The sequence below is a fragment of the Achromobacter sp. JCM 18799 genome, assembly GCF_055395645.1.
The window spans coordinates 3,458,708-3,480,566 of sequence record NZ_AP043866.1 but is presented as its reverse complement, the minus strand read 5'-3'; the positions used below and the strand labels follow the sequence as shown (position 1 = coordinate 3,480,566).

18 protein-coding genes are annotated in these 21,859 nt (G+C 68.2%); 3 read left to right on the top strand and 15 right to left on the bottom strand.

Translation table 11 applies throughout. The features are described 5' to 3' along the window. Positions 1-10 precede the first annotated feature (10 nt). The 3 genes from ACZ5YA_RS16430 to ACZ5YA_RS16420 all read right to left on the bottom strand — a co-directional run bounded on the left by ACZ5YA_RS16430 (position 11) and on the right by ACZ5YA_RS16420 (position 2,961). Positions 11-1,228, bottom strand: coding sequence for a hypothetical protein (locus ACZ5YA_RS16430; RefSeq protein WP_464092788.1), 1,218 nt, complete (start codon positions 1,226-1,228; stop codon positions 11-13). 51 nt (positions 1,229-1,279) lie between these two features. Further along, a complete protein-coding gene (locus ACZ5YA_RS16425) occupies positions 1,280-2,239 on the bottom strand; it encodes an LLM class oxidoreductase (protein ID WP_251879606.1) in 960 nt (319 codons plus the stop codon). 98 nt (positions 2,240-2,337) lie between these two features. Further along, positions 2,338-2,961 carry a glutathione S-transferase family protein gene (locus tag ACZ5YA_RS16420; RefSeq protein ID WP_280014589.1) on the bottom strand — a complete coding sequence of 208 codons (624 nt, stop codon included), beginning with the start codon at positions 2,959-2,961 and terminating at the stop codon, positions 2,338-2,340. A 116-nt stretch (positions 2,962-3,077) separates the two neighbouring features. Here ACZ5YA_RS16420 and ACZ5YA_RS16415 point away from each other — a divergent pair, with 116 nt between their 5' ends. Continuing rightward, positions 3,078-3,953: a LysR substrate-binding domain-containing protein gene (locus ACZ5YA_RS16415; RefSeq protein WP_251879331.1), complete on the top strand. Its 876-nt coding sequence runs from the start codon at positions 3,078-3,080 to the stop codon at positions 3,951-3,953. 31 nt (positions 3,954-3,984) lie between these two features. On the opposite strand, the gene ACZ5YA_RS16410 is transcribed toward ACZ5YA_RS16415, so the two are convergent. The 7 genes from ACZ5YA_RS16410 to ACZ5YA_RS16380 are packed head-to-tail and all read right to left on the bottom strand — an operon-like array spanning position 3,985 to position 12,421. Beyond that, entirely contained in the window at positions 3,985-5,370 is a 1,386-nt protein-coding gene (locus ACZ5YA_RS16410; RefSeq protein ID WP_464092787.1) for an amidase, read from the bottom strand. Beyond that, positions 5,367-6,374, bottom strand: coding sequence for an ABC transporter ATP-binding protein (locus tag ACZ5YA_RS16405; RefSeq protein ID WP_464092786.1), 1,008 nt, complete (start codon positions 6,372-6,374; stop codon positions 5,367-5,369). The genes ACZ5YA_RS16410 and ACZ5YA_RS16405 overlap by 4 nt, the downstream gene beginning before the upstream one ends. Then, positions 6,371-7,441 (bottom strand): ABC transporter ATP-binding protein, encoded by a 1,071-nt coding sequence (locus ACZ5YA_RS16400; protein ID WP_059371470.1) that lies wholly within the window; start codon positions 7,439-7,441, stop codon positions 6,371-6,373. Before ACZ5YA_RS16400 ends, ACZ5YA_RS16405 begins: the two co-directional genes overlap by 4 nt. Before the next feature lie 16 nt (positions 7,442-7,457). Beyond that, positions 7,458-8,351, bottom strand: a complete 894-nt coding sequence (locus tag ACZ5YA_RS16395; RefSeq protein ID WP_059371471.1) for an ABC transporter permease — start codon at positions 8,349-8,351, stop codon at positions 7,458-7,460. Positions 8,352-8,370: 19 nt separating this feature from the next. Next, positions 8,371-9,306 (bottom strand): ABC transporter permease, encoded by a 936-nt coding sequence (locus tag ACZ5YA_RS16390; RefSeq protein ID WP_464092785.1) that lies wholly within the window; start codon positions 9,304-9,306, stop codon positions 8,371-8,373. A gap of 34 nt (positions 9,307-9,340) precedes the next feature. Next, positions 9,341-10,924 (bottom strand): ABC transporter substrate-binding protein, encoded by a 1,584-nt coding sequence (locus ACZ5YA_RS16385; protein ID WP_059371473.1) that lies wholly within the window; start codon positions 10,922-10,924, stop codon positions 9,341-9,343. Positions 10,925-10,981: 57 nt separating this feature from the next. After that, positions 10,982-12,421, bottom strand: a complete 1,440-nt coding sequence (locus ACZ5YA_RS16380) for a M81 family metallopeptidase (protein WP_118931422.1) — start codon at positions 12,419-12,421, stop codon at positions 10,982-10,984. Between the two features lie 450 nt (positions 12,422-12,871). Between ACZ5YA_RS16380 and ACZ5YA_RS16375 the strand changes: the two genes are divergently transcribed. After that, on the top strand, positions 12,872-14,314 hold the full coding sequence (locus ACZ5YA_RS16375) for a M81 family metallopeptidase (protein WP_464092784.1): 1,443 nt from the start codon (positions 12,872-12,874) through the stop codon (positions 14,312-14,314). Positions 14,315-14,339: 25 nt separating this feature from the next. Here the strand turns inward: ACZ5YA_RS16375 and ACZ5YA_RS16370 are convergent, their stop codons facing one another. From ACZ5YA_RS16370 to ACZ5YA_RS16350, 5 genes are all read right to left on the bottom strand, one after another. After that, entirely contained in the window at positions 14,340-15,809 is a 1,470-nt protein-coding gene (locus tag ACZ5YA_RS16370; protein ID WP_464092854.1) for a thymidine phosphorylase family protein, read from the bottom strand. Positions 15,810-15,853: 44 nt separating this feature from the next. Next, positions 15,854-17,212, bottom strand: coding sequence for an MBL fold metallo-hydrolase RNA specificity domain-containing protein (locus ACZ5YA_RS16365; RefSeq protein ID WP_251879341.1), 1,359 nt, complete (start codon positions 17,210-17,212; stop codon positions 15,854-15,856). Between the two features lie 26 nt (positions 17,213-17,238). Next, the gene (locus ACZ5YA_RS16360; RefSeq protein WP_464092783.1) at positions 17,239-19,593 is read right to left on the bottom strand and encodes a phosphoketolase family protein; all 2,355 of its coding nucleotides are present in this window, start codon (positions 19,591-19,593) and stop codon (positions 17,239-17,241) included. 25 nt (positions 19,594-19,618) lie between these two features. Then, entirely contained in the window at positions 19,619-20,500 is an 882-nt protein-coding gene (locus ACZ5YA_RS16355) for a ribose-phosphate pyrophosphokinase (protein WP_118931294.1), read from the bottom strand. Positions 20,501-20,656: 156 nt separating this feature from the next. Beyond that, complete coding sequence (locus ACZ5YA_RS16350; RefSeq protein ID WP_464092782.1) at positions 20,657-21,265, bottom strand: class I SAM-dependent DNA methyltransferase; 609 nt, start codon at positions 21,263-21,265, stop codon at positions 20,657-20,659. Between the two features lie 67 nt (positions 21,266-21,332). On the opposite strand from ACZ5YA_RS16350, the gene ACZ5YA_RS16345 reads away from it, so the two are divergent. Further along, positions 21,333-21,752, top strand: coding sequence for a RidA family protein (locus ACZ5YA_RS16345; RefSeq protein WP_464092781.1), 420 nt, complete (start codon positions 21,333-21,335; stop codon positions 21,750-21,752). Positions 21,753-21,859 lie beyond the last annotated feature (107 nt).

Sequence of the window (21,859 nt, the reverse complement as noted above, 5' to 3'; positions counted from 1 at the left end):
GCTGCGCGCGCTACACGTCTTCGACGCGTTGCGAGGGTGCAAGGGGCGTGCCGAGGTCCAGCATGGCGTAGATCCGCTGCGTGAACCGCTGCCGCCGCGTGGGCCTGCCCATGCGCCAGCGCGTGTCCAGCCATAGCAGGGGCAGGGCGAAGCCCAGCCACACGATGAAGAAGAGCGCCAGCAGGAAGACAGCCAGTTCGGGAAAGTCCCGGAACGAACCGTCGTCCGGTCCGGCGAAAAACTGCAGGCCGACCACGAACAGCCAGGCCGTCAGCAACAGCGCGCCTATCAGCTTGAGCATGCGTGCGCGCTGGCTCATGCCGACGCGGATGGGCGTGTCCCTGCCTTGTTCGCCGCCGTAGTAGCGGTGGCACATATAGCAGCGGCCGTCTTCCAGATTGCGCAGCGCGTAAACGGCGCGCCGGCCGTCCGGGTGGGCGGGGGCCGTGCGCACCGCCAATTCGACGCGGTCGTCCTCGGCCAGGAAGGGCAGCGCGTCGCCGAACGCTTCCTGGGCGATCATCGCGTAGTCCACGCCGTTGACCGTGTAGCGGTAGATGCCATAGTTGGGCCCTTTGTGGACCTGGCGCATTTCATGCGTGAGGCCGACGAGATGGCCCCGCACGTACCCGATGGGCGGCTCGCCCTCGTCCTGAGTCGATAGCGGCTCCAGGCGCGGCGGCTTGGGCGGCGGCGCAGGCGTGCCGGCAGCCGGCCTTTGCTTCGGATCGAAAAGCGCCTCGCTCGCCAGGATCAGGGGGCGGTGGCGGCGGTTGTGCCAGAGGCCGTGCAGGGCCGACCCCGCCACCACCAGCGCCACCAGCGCGACGACCAGCGAGAAGACCATCAGGAACACGCGCGTCAGACTGGCGATGCCAAGCAGCCAGGCCAGCCACACGAACGCCGCGCCGATCGCGCCGCCGATGGCAACCTCGCGCCAGCCGCGCCGCTTCAGGGTCTGGTAGTAGCGCGGCGGGATCGGTTCTCCGCGCGCCGGAACCGCCCAGGAAAAAACGGCCAGCCCTTCGTCGCCGTCCATCACGCCCAGGCGCGCAGGGATGCCCTGCTGATGCAGGCGTTGCAGCTGGTTGATCTGCGGCGCTTCCAGCCCGGCGGCGATCACGCTTTCTGTTCCTACGCGCAGGAACGCATCGTGCCGCACGAGCGGCACCGCGAGGCGGATCTGATCGATGGTTCCTTCGAGTATGCGGGCGGAGGGCTGCGCCATGACGGGATGCGGGGTGAAAGCCGTCAAGGATAGCGTAGCGGCCTGCGTGGGTTACCAAGCGTCCGGCAAAGTGCCAGGCCCTTCATGGGTGGGGAAATGCGGCAGCACTTCTTCCGCCAGTTCCTGCAACACGTCCGCCGCGGGCCGTTGCGAGAACTGGATGCCGAGCGCGGCGTGATTGACGCCGGCCGTCCGCCATTCCTCCAGCAACGCGATCAAACCCTTTCTGCCTGTGCGCAACACGAACCCGTTGCGCAAGGGCGTACGCGGATGATCGGGGTCGTCGACCAAGTCCAGCCATTCATTGGTCATGTGCGGACGGAAGCCGCCGTCGGGGATCATGGCGCGCCAGGCGCGGATTTTTTCCGCCAGGCGTTGCGGTCCCATCTGGGTATGCGTGGCGTCAGGATAGGTCAGCCAGCCATCGGCATGTTCGGCGATCCATCGCAGCGACTGGCCCGAGGAACCGGTGACGATCAGCGGTATGTTGCCCGCGGCCGGCTTGGGCAGGAACTCCGCGCGGCTGAAGCGTCCCAGCGGCGAATCGATCTCCAGATGTCCTGGGCGCATCAGCTGGCGGAAGTACGAGACGGCTTCTGCGAACCGCGGTCCGCGTTCGTCATGCCGCAGCCCATAAGCGGGAAATTCGGCAGGCCGGTCTCCCGAGGCGATTCCCAGCACCAGCCGGCCGCCCGACAATTGGTCGATGGTGCTGGCCGCCTTGGCCAGATCGATGGGGTGGCGCAGGGAAAAGATTGCGCTGCCCGTCGCCAGGGCGATCTTCTTCGTTTGCGCCGCCAGAAACGCCAGGTAGGTAAATGGATCGAAGACCTGGCCTGCATCGCCGAAGGAAGGGGAGTACAAGGGCACATCGCGCACCCAGACGGCGGCAAACTCCTGCCGGTCGATTTGCCGCACAAGTTCGGCTTGCCCCGCAAGGACCGCCATGCTGCCTTCATAGAAGCGCAGCGGCAGGAAGATGCCCAGCGTCAGGCGCTCGGGCGCGAACATCCGCCGATAGCCGGGGTGCGCGGAAAAGGCGAAGTATGACGCGCCCGCCGCGCCGTGGAGAGAGTGGGTGGTGTCCATTCCGACTGTCCTCGTTTCCTTCAAGCGCCCGTTGCCGGCGCGGGCAGGGTGATGCCTTTGGCGACCGCGGGCCGCGCAGCCACGCGTTCGTGCCACGCGCTCAGGTGCCGGTGATGGCTGAAATCGAAATCGATGATCCGCGCGATGTGGCTCCAGCCGAAATGCGCGATGTCGGCGATGGAGTAGGCGTCGCCGGCAAGATAGGGATGGTCGGCCAGCCTGCGGTCCAGCACCGCGAGCGCGTCCTCGGTCAGGCGCTGGTAGCGTTCAAGCGCGGCGGCGTTGCGCGCCTTGTCGAAGACCTCGAAGTTGACGCGCTGTCCGATGATGGGACCGACGCTGCTGGAATGGAATTGCAGCCACTTGATGGTTTCCCAGCGGCCCCGGGTGTCCGCGGGCAGCAGCCTCCCGGTCTTTTCCGCGAGATACAGCAGGATGGCCGCCGATTCGAACAACGCCACGCCGGTTTCATCGTCGGTCAATACCGGAATACGGCCATGCGGATTCAGGGCCAGAAAGTCGGGCTGGCGGTGCTCGCCCTGCGCGATGCGCACATGGTGCAGGCGGTAGGGCAGTTCCAGTTCTTCCAGCGCGATGGTGGCCTTGTAGCCATTGGGAGAACTATCGGTGTATAGATTCAGCATGGGCTTGCTCATTTAAGATTGGCTAAATATTGCGGTTGCGCGGCAGTGAAATTCTCTGTCTTGAGCGGGATCGGGTACAGCGATGATTTCTCACATTTGAATTTAGGAAAACTAAAATGACGGCAACGCTTCCCCTGCAGGCGCTGCGTACCTTTGTCGAGGTAAGCCAGCGCGGCAGCATCACCGCGGCGGCGCAGGCTTTGCATGTCACGCCCGGCGCCGTCAGCCAGCAGATCCGGCTGCTGGAGGACCGGCTTGGCATCGCCCTGCTGGTGCGCGAACGCCACGGCATGCGCATGACGGAGGCGGGCGCCGAGGCGTATCCGATGCTTAGCGCGGCATTCGCGCAGATCGACAAGGCGGTGGACTTGCTGGCCGCGAAGCAGGCGCGGCAAAGCCTGACCGTCAGCACCGTGGCGACGTTCGCGGCATCGTGGCTGGTTCCCCGCCTGGGGCGCTTCAAGGAACGGCATCCGCACATCGAAATCCGGGTGGAGGCGACGCCTGCCCTGGTCGATCTGCGGCGCGACCACGTCGATGTCGCCCTGCGCCACGGACTGGGCGATTACCCGGGACTGGATGTGGTGCCGCTGATGGCGCCGGTGCTGGTGCCGGTGGCCGCGCCAGGCTACGCCGCAGCGCTGGTCGAAGCGGCAGACTGCCTGGATTACCCGCTGCTGCACGACGCGGACCGCGCCGACTGGCCATTGTGGTTAAGCGCGCATGGCGTGGCCCCGGATCCCCGGGCGCAGCGCGGCAACGCGTTCGATGACGACTTCCTGCTGATCCGCGCGGCGGAAGCAGGCCAGGGACTTGCGCTGGTGCCCGCCGCGCATGCGCAGGAAGAGATCGCGGCCGGACGTCTGGTGCAGGCGCTGGACAAGCCCTGGCCCGCGCGATTCGCCTACTACGCCGTAAGCAGGCCCGGCGCAGTCCGGCGTCCGGAAGTCCGAGCCTTCATCGACTGGATCGTCGAGGAGGCCGGGGCGTGACCGCTACGGCCGTTTGCGCGGCCAGGAGTCTTCAGGCTTCGAAACGCCGCGCCGCCTGCAACAGCAGGTGCTCGCTGCCCGCGCGGCCCAGCAGTTCCAGCCCGACGGGTATGCCGCTTTCCGTGAAGCCGATGGGTACGCTCAAGGCCGGCAGTCCCGTCACCGCCGCGAGCAGGCCATTGCCGCCGCGCTGGGCTTGGCCCAGCAGCACCGGCGCGCCACGCACGCTGGGATAGGCGAGCAGGTCCAACTGGCCATGCGCCATGGCAGCCAACACGTCGTCGCGCAACGCCTGGGCGCGGGCCAGCACCGCGAGGCGCGCGCTGCCATCAGGATCGCGCAGCGCATCGCGCTCGCGCAGCAGCGGCGCGACTTCCGGGTGGGGATAGCCGCCGTCCAGGATGTCGGTCAGGCTGCGCACGGGCAGACCCGCATCACGCAGGCAGAGGGCCAGCGCGTCGCGGAATTCGTAGCCGGTGACGTTGGCGGCCGTCAGGCGCGCGTCTCCCAGCGCCAGCGCGACGGGCTGGACGTGTGCGCCGTCGGCTTGCCAGCCGGCGAGCGCCGCGCGGACGTGGCGCGATACCTCCAGTTCCGCGTCGGCTGGGCCGAAGAATGCCTCCAGCGTGCCTATGCGCCAAACCCGGTCCGCGCCGCGCGCGTCTTCGCGTTGTCCCGCCAACACCGACCACAGGGCCGAGATATCCGCAAGGCTGCGGGCCAGCGGACCGACCGTGTCCAGCGTCGGCGACAGCGGCACTACGCCGGCGTTGCTGTAGCGCCCGGCCGTGGGCCGCAGGCCCCAGACCTGGTTGAAGGCAGCGGGGATGCGGATCGAGCCGCTGGTGTCGGTGCCGATTGCGGCCGCCGCGAAGCTGGACGCCGCCGCGACCGCGCTGCCGCCGCTGGATCCGCCTGGCACGCGCGCGGCGTCGTAGGCGTTGCGCGTGCGGCCGGATAGTGAAGAAACGTTGGTGATGCCGCAAGCCAGTTCGTGCAGCGTGGTCTTGCCCAGCATCACGGCGCCGGCTTCGCGCAGCCTGCGCACGACGTCGGCGTCGCGTTGCGGGCGGCGGCCGGCCAGCGCCAGCGAGCCTGCGGTGGCGGGCATGTCCGCGGTATCGATGTTGTCCTTGAGCAGAAGGGGAATGCCATGCAGCGGCCCCAGCGCCGCCCCGCGCAGCCTCTCCCTATCCCGATCTGCGGCCTCGGCCAGCGCCGCGCCGTTCAGCGCGATGACCGCGTTGAGCGCTGGCCCCGCCTGGTCATGCGCCGCGATGCGCGCCAGGTAGGCGCGCACCAGGTCCACGGCGTTGAGCGTGCCTGCCGCCATGGCGGCCCGCAACTCGGCGATGCCGCGGCCAAAGACCGGGTCGCTGCCCGGCAGAGGACCCGCCAGCAGGCGCGGCGCGCTCATCGGAAGTGGCACGCCACCCATTGCTGCCCGCCGTTCGAGCTATCGGGCCGCTGCGTCAGGACCGGCTGCTTCTCCTTGCACACTGGCTGCGCCAGCGGGCAGCGCGTGTGGAAGCGGCAGCCGCTGGGCGGATTCGCGGGGCTGGGCGGATCGCCCTGCAGCAGCTTGCGCTGCGCGGGCTTGTGCGGATCGGGAACCGGGACGGCCGACAGCAGGATCTCGGTGTAGGGGTGCAGCGGGCGCGAGAACAGCGTGTCGCGGTCGGCGACCTCGACGATGCGGCCCAGGTACATCACCGCCACGCGATGGCTGATGTGGCGCACCACCGCAAGGTCATGCGCCACGAACAGGTAGGCGATGCCCATCTCTTCCTGCAGGTCCATCAGCAGGTTGATCACCTGCGCCTGCACCGACACGTCCAGCGCGGACACCGGCTCGTCGCACACGATCAGCTTGGGCCGCAACGCCAGCGCGCGCGCAATGCCCAGGCGCTGCCGCTGGCCGCCGGAGAACTCGTGGGGAAACTTCTTCATCGCTTCCGGACGCAGGCCGACCTTGGAGAACAGCCAGGCGATCTCGTCGGCGCGCGACCGGCCGCCCGAGGCCGGGAAGTTCTGCAGCGGCTCGCCGACGATGTCGCCTGCCGTCAGCCGGGGGTTCAGCGACGCGTACGGATCCTGGAAGATGATCTGCATGTCGCGCCGGCGGCTGCGCATCTGCTCGGCCGACAGCGCCAGGATTTCCTCGCCTTCCAGCCGCACGGATCCCGAGGTAGGCTGGATCAGCCGCAGCACGGACTTGCCGGTGGTGGTCTTGCCGCAGCCGGACTCGCCCACCAAGGCCAGGGTCTCGCCCCTGGCCACGGAGAAGGACACGCCGTCCACGGCCTGGATGACCTTGCGGCGCGGCTTGAACCAGCCGCCCGCGCCGGGGTAGTGCATCTTCAGGTCGCGCACTTCCAGCAAGGGCGTGGCCGGTGTGGCGTGCGGGTTGCGGGCGCTCATGCTTGGACTCCAGTCAGGGCGGCGCCGGGCGTCGCGGAAGCCGCCGCCTGCGGGGCGGGTTGCGCGGCGACGCGCGCCGCTTCATGGCAGGCCACCACGTGGTCGCTGCCATGTTCCAGCAGCTGCGGCGCTTCGGCACGGCAGCGGTCGGTGGCGTAGGCGCAGCGCGGGGCGAAGCTGCAGCCTTTGCCCAGTTCGCTGGGCGCGGGCACCATGCCGGGAATCTCGGCCAGGCGCTGTGTCGACGCGTTCATCGACGGCATCGACGCCATCAATGCCCGCGTGTACGGATGCAGGGGGCGGTCGAACAGTTCGGTGACGGGCGCTTCTTCCACCTTGCGGCCTGCGTACATCACCGCCACGCGGTCACAGCATTCGGCCACCACGCCCAGGTCGTGGGTGATCAGCACGATGCCCATGCCCAGGCTCTGCTGCAGGCTGCGCAGCAGGTCCACGATTTGCGCCTGGATGGTCACGTCCAGCGCCGTGGTCGGTTCGTCGGCGATCAGCACTTCGGGATTGCAGGCCAGGGCCAGCGCAATCATCACGCGCTGCCGCATGCCGCCGGATAGCTGGTAGGGGTACTCGTGCACGCGCCGTTCGGGTTCGGCGATCTGCACCAGGCGCAGCATTTCCTCGGCGCGGCGGTAGGCCTCGCGGCGGCCGAGCTTCTGGTGCAGCATCACCGTTTCCGCGATCTGCCGGCCTACCGTCAGCACCGGGTTCAGCGAGGTCATCGGCTCCTGGAAGATCATCGAGATCCGGTTGCCGCGGATCTGGCGCATCTGCTTTTCGGTCAGGCCCAGCAGGTCGGTGCCGCGGTAGCGGATCTGGCCGCCGGCATAGCGCCCGGGCGGCGTCGGGATCAGCCGCAGGATGGACAGCGCGGTGACGCTCTTGCCGCAGCCGGACTCGCCGACCACGCCCAGCGTGCGGCCTGCCCGTACCTGGTAGGACACGCCGTCCACCGAGCGCACGGTGCCGGACACGGTGTCGAAGTAGGTGCGCAGGTTGTCGACTTCTAGCAGCACGTCGCCCGGGGCGACGGCGGCGGGGGATATAGCCATGGCGTGCTCCCGGGTCTTAGCGTTGATTGGCCAGGCGGGGGTCGAGCGCGTCGCGCAGGCCGTCGCCCATCAGGTTGATCGCCAGCACGGTGATGGCCAGCAGGATGCCCGGGTACAGGATGGTGTAGAACGCCACCGCCACGTAGTTGCGGGCGTCGGCCATCATGTTGCCCCAGCTGGGCACCTGGGCCGGCACGCCTACGCCCAGGAACGACAGCACCGCTTCGGTCAGCACCGCGGTGGCGGCGATGAACGTGGCCTGCACCACCAGCGGCGTGACCATGTTGGGCAGCACGTGGCGGCGCAGGATCACCGGCAGGCGCGTGCCCACGGCGTGGGCGGCTTCGACGTAGAGCTGTTCGCGCAGCGTCAGCGCGAGCGAACGCACCAGACGCACCACGCGCGGCACCTGCGGGATCGCGATGGCGATGATCACCGTGGTCAGGCTGGCGCGGATCACCGCCATCAGGGCGATGGCCAGCAGGATGTCGGGAATGGCCATCATGCCGTCCATGATGCGCATGATGATGGCGTCGGCCCAGCGCACGAAGCCCGCCAGCAGGCCCAGCACCACGCCGACCGCGGTGGCGATCAGCGCCACCACGATGGCCACCACGAGCGACACGCGGCCGCCCCAGACCACGCGGCTGAACACGTCGCGGCCGAGCGCGTCGGTGCCGAAGTAATGCTCGGCCGACGGCGGCTTCATGCGTTGCAGCGGATTGATGCTGATGGGGTTGTGCGTGGCGATCCAGGGCGCGGCGATGGCCAGGCCCGCCACGATCAGCAGCAGCGCCAGGCCCAGGATCAGGGTGGGGTGCTTGCGTACCCAGCGCCAGCGGCGCCCGCTGGCGCTGAGCGCCTCGTGCAGCACCACGGGCGGGCTGGCGGAAATCGAGCTTTCTGACATGTTTCTTTCCTGCGGCGGCTCAGTAACGGATGCGAGGATCGAACAGCCGGTAGCTGAGGTCGATCAGCAGATTGATCACCACGTAGGTGCCGGCCGATAGCAGCAGCACGCTCTGGATGACTGGATAGTCGTGGTGCTGGACCGCGTCGATGACCAGGCGGCCGATGCCGGGAATGGCGAAGACCGTCTCGGTCACGACCACGCCACCGATCAGCAGCGCGATGCCCACGCCCAGGGTGGTCGCGATGGGAATGGCGGCGTTGCGCAGCGCGTGCTCCAGCACGGGCAGCACCGCCAGGCCCTTGGCGCGCGCCGTGCGGATGTAGTCCTCGTGCAGCACTTCCACCACGGTTGCGCGGGTCATGCGGGTGATCAGCGCGATGTACACCAGCGCCAGGTTGATGCAGGGCAGGGTCAGGTTGCGCAGCCAGGGGCCCACGCCCTCGGACAGGCTGACATAGCCCTGCACCGGAAGCCATTGCAGCTTGATGGCGAAGCCGTAGATCAGCAGGTAGCCGACCAGGAACACCGGCACCGAGAACGCCAGCACGGCGAACAGCATCACCAGGCGGTCGATCCAGGTGCCGGCGCGGTAGGCGGCCAGCACGCCCAGCGGCACGGCCACGATGATGGAGACCAGCATCGTGAGCGCGGCAATGGACAACGTGGGTTCCACCCGCTGCGCCAGCAGCTGCGTCACGGGCACGTGGGTGAAGATGGACGTGCCCAGGTCGCCTTGCAGCAGTTTGCCCGCCCACAGCCCGAACTGCCGCCACAGCGGCTCGTCCAGGCCCAGCGCCACGCGCAGCTTGGCGATGTCGTCGGCGGAGGCGAAATCCCCGGCGATGAGCGCCGCCGGGTCTCCCGGCGACAGGTGGATCAGCAGGAAGACGATCACCGCCACCACTGCCATGACAGGCACGATGGCCAGCACTCGCCGGAGGATGTAACCCATGGTTGTCTCGCGTATCGATTAGGCTGGCTGCGGACTACTTGTCCAGCACCCACAGGTTCGGCAGGCTCCAGATCTTCTCCGCGTTCTTCAGGCTGTTGTGCGAAGCGAATGCCCGCGAATACTGGCCCACCGAGATCGCGGGGAAGGCTTCATAGGCGCGCTCCTGGAACAGGTCGAGCACACGCTTGCGCTCGTCCGAGCTGGTGGCCGCGATCCATTGGGCGCGCAGTTCGTCCAGCTTCTTGTCGCAAGGCCAGCCGGGCAGGCTGTTGCCGCACACCGCGCCCAGGTAGGTGTTGCTGATGGGCGAGTCGACGTTGAACTCGGACGCGGCCGACAGGAAGATGTTCCAGCCGCCCTTGTCGATGGGTTCCTTGCGGGCGCGGCGGGCGGTCAGCGTGGCCCAGTCCATGGACTGGATGTCGAGGTTGACGCCGATGTCCTGCAGCGCCTGGATGGCGACCAGCGTGGCGGAGTTCAGGTAGGCCAGGTCGGTGGGCAGCAGGATCGCGACCTTCTCGCCCTTGTATCCGGCTTCGGCCAGCAGCTTCTTGGCCAACGCGGGATCGGGCTTGGCGTAGGGCGCCGCGCCGGCGGCGGTGTCGTTGGGGCCGCCGCAGATGAAGACCGTGGCGCAGTACTTCATGCGCAGGTCGTCGGGATAACCCATGGCGGCGGTGAACTTGTCCTGGTCCACCAGATGGGCCACGGCCTGGCGCGCCTTCTCGTTGTTGAACGGCGGCATGGACTGGTTCAGGATGATGTAGCCCTGGGCGCGCTCCATCACGCCGATCTTGACGTTCTTGTTGCCGCGCAAGGCGTCGATGTAGTCCGCCGGCGCCTGTTCGATCATGTCGACTTCGCCGTTGGTCAGCGCGGCCGTGGCGCTGTTGGAGTCGGGCAGCACGCGCCATTCCACGCGCGGAATTTTCGGGGTCTTGTTGCCGGCCAGGCCGTCGGCCTGGGCCTTGGGGCCGACGTAGTTCGGATTCTGCTCGAACACGATCTTGCTGCCGGGCACCCATTCGGCGCGCTTGAAGACGTAGGGGCCGGAGCCCACGACCTCGGTCAGCGGCCGGTCGGCCGGCTGCGAGGCCAGACGCTGGGGCAGGATGAAGGCGGGATAGCTGGACACTTTCGCCAGACCTTCCAGCACCAGGTCGAACGGCTGGTCCAGGGTCAGCTTGAAGGTGCTGGCGTCCACGGCTTCCCACTTGCCGCCGGCGCGCGTGATGGCCTGGCCGATGTTGTCGCGCGCGGACCAGCGCTGCAGCGACGCGATCACGTCGGCGGTGGTCAGGGCCTGGCCGTCGCTGAACTTCAGGCCGGGCAGCAGCGTGAAGGTCCAGGTCTTCTTGTCGTCGCTGGCCGAATACTTCTCGACCATCTGCGGCTGCGGCTTGCTGTGCGAATCCATCGCGAACAGCGTGTCATACACCATGTAGCCGAAGTTGCGCGTGATGTAGGCGGTGGTGAAGGTCGGATCCAGCACCTTCAGGTCGGCGTGCGGCACGATGCGCAGGGTCTTGGCCTGCTGCGCGTGCGCCGGTGCGGCGCCCAGGGTGAAGGCCAGGCCGAGGGTGGCCGTCGAGAACAGGCAAAGCAGGCGTTTTTTCATCGCGCTAGGCTCCCATCTTGTTGGTGGATGCGCCGGCGTCCACGCGCCGGCAGGTTCTTAGAGCGGCCACTTGGGCAGCCGGATATTGCGGTACGTGAGCGTTTTCCAGTCGGGCGTGGCGACGCCTTTGCCGCCGACATAGATGATGTGGCGCGCGACTTTCGAGAACGAGGCATGGAAGTGCTGGGCGGACTTGACCACCACGATCTTCTTGGAAGAAAGATCGCAGCCCAGCTGCGTGAACAGGTCCATGTTGATGGCCTGGTTGCGCAGCGAGGTCAGCACGATCTCGATGCCCTGGGTCTCGACCAGCGCGCAGTCGCCCATGGCCGCCGGCGCGCCGGACAGGCCCGTCATGATCATGTCGGCCTGGATCGCCTTGACCGTGCAGCGCAGGTCCAGCGGATCGCCGGACAGCGGGCCGACCTTGCCGCCGATGCGCAGGTCCAGCACCGCGCCAGGGCCGGCGTCGAAGGCGATGCGCGCCGACACCGGATCCCACATGGGGCCCAGCGCGGCGTTCGTCACGCCGCGTTCCAGCATGCGGCTCAGCACAAAGGTGGCGTCGCCAGGGGCGCCGCTGCCGGGGTTGTCGGGCCGGTCGGCCAGCACCACCGGACCATCGCCGAAGGCCAGGGCTTCATCCAGCGCCTGGTCCACGCTGCGGTAGGGCACCATCAATTGTTCACGCATGCCGATGAGCTCGTCGGCCAGACGGCGCGCCAGTGTTTGCGCAAGAGCGGCATCGCCGTCGGCATAGACCAGCACCTTGGTGCCCATTTCCGGCACGTCGCCGGTGGCGAAGCCTTGCGCCGCCGAGATCGACAGGATGCCGTCGCGGCCTTCCAGCGCCTTGATGCGGCTGACGAACCCCTGGGCGGGTTCGCGCGTGGTGTGCATGGGCACGATCATTTCGCAGTCGATCAACGCCGCGACGGGCCGTGTGCGGCCGGCTTGCGCGTCCAGGCACAGGGCCAGCAGGTCTTCCGCGCGTTCACGGATATCGGTGTGGGGATATTCCTTGAACAGCACCAGCACCGTGGCCTGTTCCACCATCAACGGACTCAGGTGCGCATGGGGATCCAGTTCGGCGCCCACCACCACATCGGGGCCGACGATCTCGCGCACGCGGCGCAGGATGTCGCCCTCGCAGTCGTCGTAGCCGTCGGCCACCATGGCGCCGTGCAGGCCCAGCAGCACCATGTCCACCGGCAGCGCCGCGCGCAGGTCGGCCAGGATCTGGTCGCGCAGCGTCTCGTAGGCGGCGCGGGTGGTGGTGCCGCCCGGCTGCGCGGAAGTGACCAGGCCTTCGGCCAGCGTCCACCCGGCCTCGCGGCCGCGTTGGCGCGCCACGTATAGCGGCGCGCCTGCGAAGGTCACCGTGTCCGGATGCGTGCCCGCCGGGTAGTAGTCGCGGTCCTGGAAGGAGGCGAGGCTGGTGGGCATGGGCGCGAAGGTGTTGGTTTCCGTGCCCAGGCCGGCGCTGAAGATCTTCATGGCCGGGCCTCCGGACAGGCTGCCGCATGCGCCGCGGCGCGCGCGGCGGTCCAGGTCGACGACATAGTTTTCCCCTTGTATGGATCGGATGTCCGTCATTGCCGCCACACCAAAAGGGGGGCACTGCGTTCCGTATCGCGGATGATCGGCGGCACACCAGCGCGGCACAAATAGCTAACGTGTTCCCATGGATAACCCAAGGTTATGGTGTGCGGTTTTTCGGGGAAAATCGCGGCGAAAAGCGCGCAGATCGGCTGCTTTTAAGGGAAAACGATAGGCCGGCCGAAAGCCTTTCCGCGCGCATATGAAAGGTTATGGACAGTTCATGATTTGGAATTTGTGGACCGGGCAGGCGGCGCTCAGAATTTGCAGCTGTTCCTGGCCGGCGGACATGCCGCAAGGCCTGTCGCCTTCAAACCGCTAGCGGCGCGCCGCGCCCTGGAGTCGCCCATGCGCATATTCACCGGCGCCCTCGCCACCGAAACCAATACGTTCTCGCCCCTGCCTACCGGTCTGGCGGCCTTCAAGTCGCGCGAATACCTCCCCGGCGGCACGCATCCCGACCACATGACGTTCTACGCCGGGCCGCTGTGGGCCGCGCGCCAGGGCGCAAGCGCGGGCGGCTGGACGCTGGTCGAAGGGCTGGTCGCTTCGGCCCAGCCGGGCGGCACCACCACGCGCGCGGCCTACGAAACCTTGCGCGACGAGTTGCTGGCCGACCTGCGCGCGGCGCTGCCGGTGGACATGGTGCTGCTGGGCCTGCATGGCGCCATGGTGGCCGACGGCTACGACGACTGCGAGGGCGACATCCTGCGCCGCGTGCGCGAGATCGTCGGACCCGGCGTGGTGGTGGGCGCCGAACTGGACCCGCACGCGCATCTCACGCCCCTGATGGTGGAGCAGGCCACGGTGCTGGTCTTGTTCAAGGAGTATCCCCATACCGATGTGCTGGAGCGCGCCGAAGACCTGCTGGCCTTGTGCCTGGACGCGCAGGCCGGCCGCACGCGGCCGGTGGCCGCGCTGGTAGATTGCGACATGATCGTGCCCATGCACACCACCCGCGAACCGGCGCAGGGCTTCGTCAGCCGCATCAAGGCGCTGGAAGGCCGCGACGGCATCCTGTCGATCTCGGCGGCGCAAGGCTTCGCCACCGGCGACGTGCCGGAAATGGGCACCAAGGTGCTGGTCTACGCCGATGGCGATGCCGCCCGCGCACGAATGCTGGCGCGCCAATTGGCCGACGAACTCATCGCGATGCGCGAACAGTTGATGGTGCCCTACCGCAGCGTGGACCAGGCGCTGGATGAAGCCCTGGCCTTCGGCGGCGGTCCCATCGTGCTCGCGGACCGTTCGGACAATCCCGGCAGCGGCGCGGCCGGCGACTCTACCTATCTGCTGGCCAGGATGCGCGAACGGGGCATACGCAATGCCGCCATCGGCCCTCTGTGGGATCCGGTTGCCGCCCGCATCGCCTTCGACGCCGGCCCTGGCGCGGAGCTGGACCTGCGTATCGGCGGCAAGGTCGGCCCCTTGTCCGGCAGTCCCGTGGACGCGCGCTGCCGGGTCGTGGCCACGCATGCGGACATGACCATGACGGGCAACTCCAACACCCGCATCGCCCTGGGCGATTGCGCGCTGGTCGACGTGGACGGCATCCTGGTCGCCCTGGTCTCGCTGCGCACCCAGGCCTATCACACGGACCTCTTTACCCAACTGGGCTGCGACCTGACGGCGCAGCGCCTGATCGTGGTGAAGTCCGCGCATCACTTCCACGCCAAGTACGCGCCGCTGGCCAAGGCGGTGCTGTATGTGGCCGCGCCCGGTTCCGCCAGCCCGGACTGGCGCAGCCTGCCGTACCGCAAGGCCAGGCTGCCGAAGTGGCCGATCGCGTAGCGGCTTGAGACCAGCTCCGCCCGCGTCAGGCTTCGATGGTCACGATATCCCCGGCGTGTCTCGCATACTCCAGCGCATAGGCCATTTCGCTGCGAGTCTGCGCATGGAGATAGAGCCAGGGCTGCCCGCGCGCGACTTCGTCGCCCAGCCGCGCGTGCAGCGACACGCCGGCGGCGGGCCGTTCCGGCGCGCCGGCCAGCTTAGCCAGGCGCGACAGCTTGCGGTTGTCGATATGGGTCACGCGGCCGGCTTGCAGCGAGACCAGAGGTTCGACGTGCGCGGCCTGAGGCGGTTCGCGCAGCCCGCCCTGGGCGGCGCAGATGCGGGCGAACTTCTCCCAGGCCCGGCCGCTGTCCAGGGTTTGCAGGGCCAGCGCGATGCCTTGTCCCGGCGGCGCAGCGCCGCCGATTTCCAGCACGGCGCCCGCGACCAGCGCGGCGCGTTCGCGCAGGTCCTGCGGCTGATCGGGGGCGTTGCGCAGTACCGCCAGCACGTCGCGGGCCTCCAGTGCGGGGCCGATGCCGCGGCCGACGGGCTGGCTGCCGTCGGTGTACAGGCAGCGCAGGGTCAGACCGAAATGCGCGGCCGTTTCTATCAGATGGCCGGCCAGGCGCTCGGCGGTCTCGTGGCTGCGTATCTTGGCGGTGGGGCCGACCGGAATGTCGATCACCACGTGCGTGGCGCCCGCCGCGATCTTCTTGGACAGCACCGAGGCGATCAACTGGCCTTCGGTGTCGATGTCCAGCTCTCGTTCGACGCGCACGAAGATATCGTCGGCCGGGCTCAGGTGCATGGCGCCGCCCCAGGCGATACAGCCGCCCTCGGTCTGGACGACCCGCTGCAGCTGTTCGATGCCCAGGTCCACCGGCGCCAGCATTTCCATGGTGTCGGCGGTACCCGCGGGCGAGGTGATCGCGCGCGATGAGGTCTTGGGCATGACCAGGCCGTTGGCCGCGGCGATGGCGACCACCAGCGGGGTGGTGCGGTTGCCGGGCAGGCCGCCCACGCAATGCTTGTCGACCACGATCGGCGCCTGCCAGCCCAGGCGGTCGCCGACGTCGACCATGGCCTTGGTCAGGAAGATGGTTTCATCGATGCTCAGCGGCAGCGTGGCCGTGGCGGTGAGGAAGGCCGACAGGTGCACGTCGGTGTAGCGGCCGCGCACCACGTCGCGGACGATGGCGGCAAGATCCTCTTCGCCCAGGCGGCGGCCATAGATGCGTTGGCGCACGCCGGCCAGGGATTCCAGCACCGGCGGGTGGCGGACCTGCACGCTGTCGCCGTCGCGTATTGCCAGCGCGTCCCAGGCTTCCTCGGACAGCGCCACTTCGTCGAGCGCGAGCAGGTCGCTGTCGATCTGGTAGAGCTGGGCCTGCACTTCGTGGCCGTTCGAGGTGATCAGCACCTGCGAGCGCGACGCCAGGCCTTCGGAACGGCAGACGTGGCAGTCCGCGCGCATCAGCGCTATCGGCTGATGCTGCGCGTGCAGGCGCATGCGCGTTGCGCGCAGCGCGGGCGGTTTGAGTTCCGTAACGCTGCTCACAGCTCGTACCTCTGGTCCTGCAGCGGGACGGTGACATGCCAGCTGAGTTCGCGCTGGATGCGTTCGCGCAGCGCCTCGGAGGCCTCGGGCTCGCCATGGACGATGAAGACCCGGCGCGGCGCTTCCTGAAAACCGGACAGCCAGCGCATCAGCTCGTCGCTGTCGGCGTGCGCCGACAGCATGGGCAGCTCGGCGATCTCGGCGTTGATGGGCGTCCACTGGCCGTAGATCTTGGTCTCGGTCGCGCCGTTGAGCAGCTTGCGGCCGCGCGTGCCGGCGGCCTGGAAACCCGAGAACAGCAGGGTGTTGCGGTGGTCGCTGCCGAAGGCGGCGATGTGGTGCAGCACCCGCCCGCCGGTGGCCATGCCGCTGGCCGAGATGATGACCTTGGGATAGCGGTTGGCCGACAGCGCCTTGGATTCCTCGACGTCGCGCACGTAGGTCACGGCCGAGCAGGCGGCCTCGTACTCGCGCGGGGATAGTTTGTGATCGCCGGCATGGCGGTCCAGCAACTCGGTGGCGCTGGTCGCCATGGGGCTGTCCAGGTAGACCGGGACGTTCGGCAGCCGGCCGGCCTGACGCAGTTTCCACAGCGCATGGATCAGGGTCTGCGCCCGCCCGACGGCGAAGGCGGGAATGACGACAGTGCCGCCGCGTTGCACCGTGCGTTCGATCACGGCGCCCAGGGCTTCGACGGGATCGGCTGGGTCGTGGCGCCGGTTGCCGTAGGTCGACTCGATGACGATATAGTCGGCCCGTGGCACGGGTTCGGGATCATGCATCACCGGATCGTTGTAGCGGCCCAGGTCGCCCGAGAACACCACGCGCATGCCGCCGATATCGATCTGCGCGGTGGTTGCGCCCAGGATGTGGCCGGCGCGGCGCAAGGTCAGCTTCGCGCCGCCGGGCAAGGCGGTTTCCTGGTGCAGCGCTACATCGGAAAAATGCGTCATTGCGCGTTCGGCGTCGACCACGCGATAAAGCGGCAGCGCGGGCTTGTGCTTGGAAAAGCCCTTGCGGTTGGCGAAGTCGGCGTCCTTTTCCTGCAGGTTGGCGCTGTCCAGCAGGATCAGCTCGGCGACGTCGCGGGTCGCGGGCGTGGCGTGGATCTTGCCTTTGAAACCTTCGGCCACCAGCCGCGGCAGGTAGCCGCAATGATCCAGATGCGCGTGCGTGAGCACTACCGCATCGATATCTGCGGGCGAGAGCGGCAGCCGCTGCCAATTGAGTTCGCGCAGGTTCTTCAGGCCCTGGAACAGGCCGCAGTCGATCAGCAGGCGCGTGTCCGCGTGGCTCAGGAGGTGCTTGGAGCCGGTGACGGTGCCGGCTCCGCCCAGGCAGGTCAGTGTGAGCATGGTTTCCTTGTGCAGCATCAGAAGGGTTAGGCGAGGTCGGCAGGATTGCCCTTGCCGTCCAGGGCTTGCAGGCGCGGCGCGTCCAGCACGTCTGCCCGGCGCCAGCCCGCCACGGCAGCGGCGGCATCGACTGCGTGCGCCCAGGTGCAGCGGTTGGCGTACAGCATGCCAGGCACGTCCAGCGTACCGCCGCGGCTGATGTAGCCCAGCGCGCGGGTGCGGGCCGGGCCGCCGTCCAGCCGGCGCAGCACGCCCAGCATGGGTTCGGGGCGCGTATGGCACAGCAGCACGCGCGGCAGGCCGGGCGGGAATAGGGCGTGGAGGGCGGCGTCAGGTAGCGTGAATGCCGCTTCGAGTTCGTCGCGCGGGGCGCGCAGGCGGCCCGGCTCCAGCACCACGGACACGCAGCACTCGTGGCCCAGCGCGGCCAGATGGGCGCGCGCCTTCAGGGCTTCTTCGAGCTGGTAGGCGCCGATGGCGACGAATTGCAGGACGCAGGCTTGCGGGTCGCCGGCGACGTGGGCCGCGCCTTGCTCCACCAATGCCTGCGCCGCCTGGGCGTCGAAGCGCTGCTTGCCGTCGCGCTTGGAGACGACCAGGCAGGCGACCTGCGCGCGCTGCGCATAGACCGCGCGCAGCGCCGCCGCGGCGCTGTTGCCGTCCACCGGGAAGAGCACGCGCGAGGTGTCGGACATTTCACCCAGCAAGGCTTCGCCTATGGTGGGGTCCTGGTGCGATTGCTCGTTCTTGGCGTTTTCCCAGGTATGGGAGGTGACCACCAGCGGTACGGACAGCCAGCCCGGGGTTTGTCCCAGTTCCTTCTGGCGGCGCGCGAAGATGATCTCCTGGCGCAGCAGCCCCAGCATCTTCACCGCGAAGGCCTCGTAGCTGACGATGAGGTTCAGGCCGCCCTTGTTCGCCATCGCGGCGGCGGCCACCGCTTCCTCGTTCAGGGCGGTGATGACGGCGCCGTGCTGGTCTTCGGCCACGCCGGCCTCTGGATGGTCGACGCGGTGCTTCAGCAAGGCCAGCGCGCCGCCCATCTTGTTGCTGGCCAGTTCGTCCGGATTGCCGATGCGCACGCGCAGGCGCGGATTGGCCCGCACCAGTTCGACGAACCAGCGGTCCAGCGCCGCCATGGCGCTGCCCTGGACGCCAGCGGCTTCCCAGGCGGGCTCGGGCAGCGCAGGCGCGTCGGGATGCCGGTGCGCCATGGGGTGCCTGCTTTCCAGCGGGCGGCGCTGCGCATCGTGATTGGCCAGCGCGGCCAGCGCCGCGTCCAGTTCAGGCCCCGGGACGAACAGCCGGGCGGCGCTGGCGTTGAAAGCATCGCGGGTCGCGCTGTCGGTGTGCGGGTTGCCGCCCAGCGGCAGGTTGTGCGCGGCGTTGGTGCCGGCGCCGGGAAAGCCGAATCCCTTTTCGGTTTCGGCGATGACGTAGGGCAGCCGGGCAGGGTACTGGAAGCCTGGCGCCGCCAGGCTTGCGGCCAGCGCGTCTTCCGCCGCCAGGATGGCCCAGGCGATGGCTGCCGGATCGCGGCCGTCGACGATGAGCGGATCGAAGCCGTTGTGGCGCAGGTCCTCGGCCAGCCAATGCGCGCCGCCTTCCTGCACGATCTGCGTGCGCTGCTCGATGCGGCGGCCGTTGAGGATCATGACCGGCACGGCCTGGCCGCAATCCTCGGCCCGCCACCAGCGCGTGGCCCAGTCGGAGCCGCGCTGTTCTTCGAACGCGCCGTCGCTCAGGAATGCCACCAGGCTCTCGCCCGGCAGCGGCATATGCACGTATTGCAGGCCGGCAAAGCCCAGGTAGCCGCCTTCCGACACGGCGCCCGCCGTGTTGGGGCCGGCGTGGCTGCCCAGCGGCACGGCAGGCAATCCGCGGGCGTCGATGGCGTAGGAGTAGAAGTCCGTGATCAGGCGTCCCAGCCCGGCTTCGCTGCGGTCATAGCGGCCGCGCTGCGCGGGCGACACGTCGCCGGTCAGGGCGTTGACGGCTTCGATGGCGGCCACGCAATGGCCTTGGCCCATCAGCCAGCCGCGGGTCTTGCCGCTCAGCGCATTGGCCAGCAGGTAGGCGACGAAGGCGGGCGCCATGTTCAGCGATCCGCCGGTGTGGCCTTCGGGATTGGGTTTGAAGTCGCCGGCGGCCAGCGGCCCGCCGTTCAGGTCGATGCGGCGCGCGTAGGTCATGTGGGCCACCACGTTCATGGCGGCGCAGCTGAGGCGGTCGGCCGCGGCCAGCATGCGGTAGGCATCGTCCGCGCTGGCGACGCGGCCGCTGGCCGTCAGGCGCCGCACCAGCGCGTCGACGCGTTCGACGGTGTCAGCGCGGTGCTGGATGGGGCCGTGGCCGGATAGCCAATGCTGGCGGAGCGTCATTGCGGGTTCCTTTCAAATCGGGTGATCAATCGCGCAGATTGCGCAGCAGCGCGTTGGCCAGCAGGGACGCGAGTTCGATGCGGTTGCTGGGATGAGGCACGGCGTCGGTGGAAACGACGCGTTCAAAACAGGCGGATACCTGCGCCCAGGCGTCTTCGGCGAAGAGCGCATGCACCACCACGCATTGCGGCGGCCGCATGCCCGCCAGCTTGCCGGCAGCCACCACCAGGGTGCGGCCGGAAGAGGCGATGTCGTCCACCAGCACCGGCGTGTAGTCGCGCCAGGCGGAGAGATCGGGAGCTTCGATGTCGACCTGCCGGTCGCCGCGGCGGGTCTTGCGCAGCACCACGTGCGGCGCGCCGATGCGCGCGGCGATCGAGCCGGCCCATTGCTCGCTTTCCTCGTCGGGGCCGACGATCAGCGGCGCTTGCACATTGCCGGCAATCCAGCAGGCCAGCCGCGGCGCCGCATGCAGCGTGGTGGTCGGGATGGTGTACAGCGCCGACAGCGACGGATGCCGGTGCAGATGCGGATCGACCGTCAGCAGGCGGTCGAAGGTCGCGGACACCAGGCGCGCGAACGACAGCGAACTGACGCTTTCGCCGTCCTGGAAGCGTTTGTCCTGGCGCATGTAGGCCAGATACGGCGCGATCAGGTTGACCTCGGTGGCGCCCAGTTCGCGCGCAGTGTCGGCCGCGAAGATCAGGCTGAGAAAGCAGGGATCCGGCCGGGCCAGTGTGCAGACGATGTCGACGGCGCGCCCTTGCGGGTCGCCATGCAGCCGCACATAGCTTTCGCCGTCGGGAAAGCGGCGGGTTTCGACAGCGCCGAGTTCGCCTTGGCACAGGGCGGCAAGGCGCTTGGCGAATCCTTCGTTGCCGGGTAGCGGGAGGATAAGTCTTTGCATGAATGCCGGGTCCGCCTGATCGAGGTAAGGGAAACCGAAAAGGCCGGGTAGGCCCCGCGCGGCCCTGGAAGGGCCGCGGCATTCTGATTATGGCGCAGGGGCGGGGTTTTTCGACGTCGTACGCCGGTCAAACCTTGATGTAACTCAAAGGTTTTATCAGCGCCGCCGCGCCAGCCAGATGTTCGCGCCGCCGCAGGTCGTATCGCCTTCCACGTGGCGTACCACTTCAAAGCCGGCCTGCCGCAACAACTCGCGGTACTCCGCGGTGTCTAGGCTGCCGTGATAGAGCGGCTGGCCTTCGAATTGGCCAATGGCCTCCCCCAGACACGTTCCGCTGGTGTACATCAGCGCGGCACCCGGCGCGGCGAGGCGTTCAAAGGTCTTGAACATGGGCCGCTGGTCTTCGGGCCGCAGGTGAAAGAAGCTGTGCCAGGCGATCAGCCCGTGGAAGGGACCCAAGGGTGGCAGGTGGCGCATATCCGCTTCAATCCAGCTGTGATCAGGGAACGAGGCTCTTGCCCGCGCAAGCATGGCGTCCGAGGCATCCACACCGGTCAGCCTGCAGCCGCGTTCGATCAGGTGGCGGGCGATGGGGACGCCGGTGCCGCAGCCTATGTCCAGCACTTCGGGAGCGGGGCCGGGCAGCAGGTCCAGGAACGCTTCCAGCCAGGCGCGTTCGACCAGCTGCGTGCCGCGCAGTTTCTCGAAGGCGTCGGCATGTTCGCGATACAGCGCGATCACGTTGTCGGCGGGGGAGGTGGACATCGCGACGTTCCCTAGTAGAGTTGCAAATCCGATCAATAAGCAACGCCCGCGTTGCACAAGGACTTCCATGAGCAAGATCGAGCGTCTGCGCCTTCCCGATGACGATCCCGTCTTTGGCGGCAACCGCATTTTCGACCTGTTCCAGTATTCGCCTGCGGTCACGGCCAACGGGCTGGTTTTCATCGCCGGGCAGATCGGCTTGCGCGCCGACGGCTCGCTGCCCGAATCGGCTGTGGAGCAGGCGGACCTGGCGTTCCAGCGCATCGCCGCGGTGCTCTGCCATCTGGGCCTGGATTTTACCGACGCGGTCGAACTGGTCTCGTATCACGTCGACGTCGGCGCCGACCTTGCCGGCTTCCGCGCGGTGAAGGAAAAGTACATGCGTTCCGACTTCCCGGCCTGGACCATATTGGGCGTTGCGGCGCTGGCGCGGCCCGGGCTGGCGGTGGAGATCAAGATGGTCGCGGCGGTGCGGGATTCGAAATAGGGCCGGGAGCGGCGACTCATCAGCCCGGATGGTTGATTCGTCATCCGGGACTTGTACGGCGCGCGGCGAACGGCGAATTTCTCAATTTGCCCAATTTCGCCGCAGCC

What these genes read in the sequence shown, in the direction of transcription:
- ACZ5YA_RS16430 (WP_464092788.1), bottom strand. Translation starts at nt 1,228, where the DNA reads ATGGCGCAGCCCTCCGCCCGCATACTCGAAGGAACCATCGATCAGATC.
- ACZ5YA_RS16425 (WP_251879606.1), bottom strand. Translation starts at nt 2,239, where the DNA reads ATGTTCGCGCCCGAGCGCCTGACGCTGGGCATCTTCCTGCCGCTGCGC.
- ACZ5YA_RS16420 (WP_280014589.1), bottom strand. Translation starts at nt 2,961, where the DNA reads ATGCTGAATCTATACACCGATAGTTCTCCCAATGGCTACAAGGCCACC.
- ACZ5YA_RS16415 (WP_251879331.1), top strand. Translation starts at nt 3,078, where the DNA reads ATGACGGCAACGCTTCCCCTGCAGGCGCTGCGTACCTTTGTCGAGGTA.
- ACZ5YA_RS16410 (WP_464092787.1), bottom strand. Translation starts at nt 5,370, where the DNA reads ATGAGCGCGCCGCGCCTGCTGGCGGGTCCTCTGCCGGGCAGCGACCCG.
- ACZ5YA_RS16405 (WP_464092786.1), bottom strand. Translation starts at nt 6,374, where the DNA reads ATGAGCGCCCGCAACCCGCACGCCACACCGGCCACGCCCTTGCTGGAA.
- ACZ5YA_RS16400 (WP_059371470.1), bottom strand. Translation starts at nt 7,441, where the DNA reads ATGGCTATATCCCCCGCCGCCGTCGCCCCGGGCGACGTGCTGCTAGAA.
- ACZ5YA_RS16395 (WP_059371471.1), bottom strand. Translation starts at nt 8,351, where the DNA reads ATGTCAGAAAGCTCGATTTCCGCCAGCCCGCCCGTGGTGCTGCACGAG.
- ACZ5YA_RS16390 (WP_464092785.1), bottom strand. Translation starts at nt 9,306, where the DNA reads ATGGGTTACATCCTCCGGCGAGTGCTGGCCATCGTGCCTGTCATGGCA.
- ACZ5YA_RS16385 (WP_059371473.1), bottom strand. Translation starts at nt 10,924, where the DNA reads ATGAAAAAACGCCTGCTTTGCCTGTTCTCGACGGCCACCCTCGGCCTG.
- ACZ5YA_RS16380 (WP_118931422.1), bottom strand. Translation starts at nt 12,421, where the DNA reads ATGAAGATCTTCAGCGCCGGCCTGGGCACGGAAACCAACACCTTCGCG.
- ACZ5YA_RS16375 (WP_464092784.1), top strand. Translation starts at nt 12,872, where the DNA reads ATGCGCATATTCACCGGCGCCCTCGCCACCGAAACCAATACGTTCTCG.
- ACZ5YA_RS16370 (WP_464092854.1), bottom strand. Translation starts at nt 15,809, where the DNA reads ATGCGCCTGCACGCGCAGCATCAGCCGATAGCGCTGATGCGCGCGGAC.
- ACZ5YA_RS16365 (WP_251879341.1), bottom strand. Translation starts at nt 17,212, where the DNA reads ATGCTCACACTGACCTGCCTGGGCGGAGCCGGCACCGTCACCGGCTCC.
- ACZ5YA_RS16360 (WP_464092783.1), bottom strand. Translation starts at nt 19,593, where the DNA reads ATGACGCTCCGCCAGCATTGGCTATCCGGCCACGGCCCCATCCAGCAC.
- ACZ5YA_RS16355 (WP_118931294.1), bottom strand. Translation starts at nt 20,500, where the DNA reads ATGCAAAGACTTATCCTCCCGCTACCCGGCAACGAAGGATTCGCCAAG.
- ACZ5YA_RS16350 (WP_464092782.1), bottom strand. Translation starts at nt 21,265, where the DNA reads ATGTCCACCTCCCCCGCCGACAACGTGATCGCGCTGTATCGCGAACAT.
- ACZ5YA_RS16345 (WP_464092781.1), top strand. Translation starts at nt 21,333, where the DNA reads ATGAGCAAGATCGAGCGTCTGCGCCTTCCCGATGACGATCCCGTCTTT.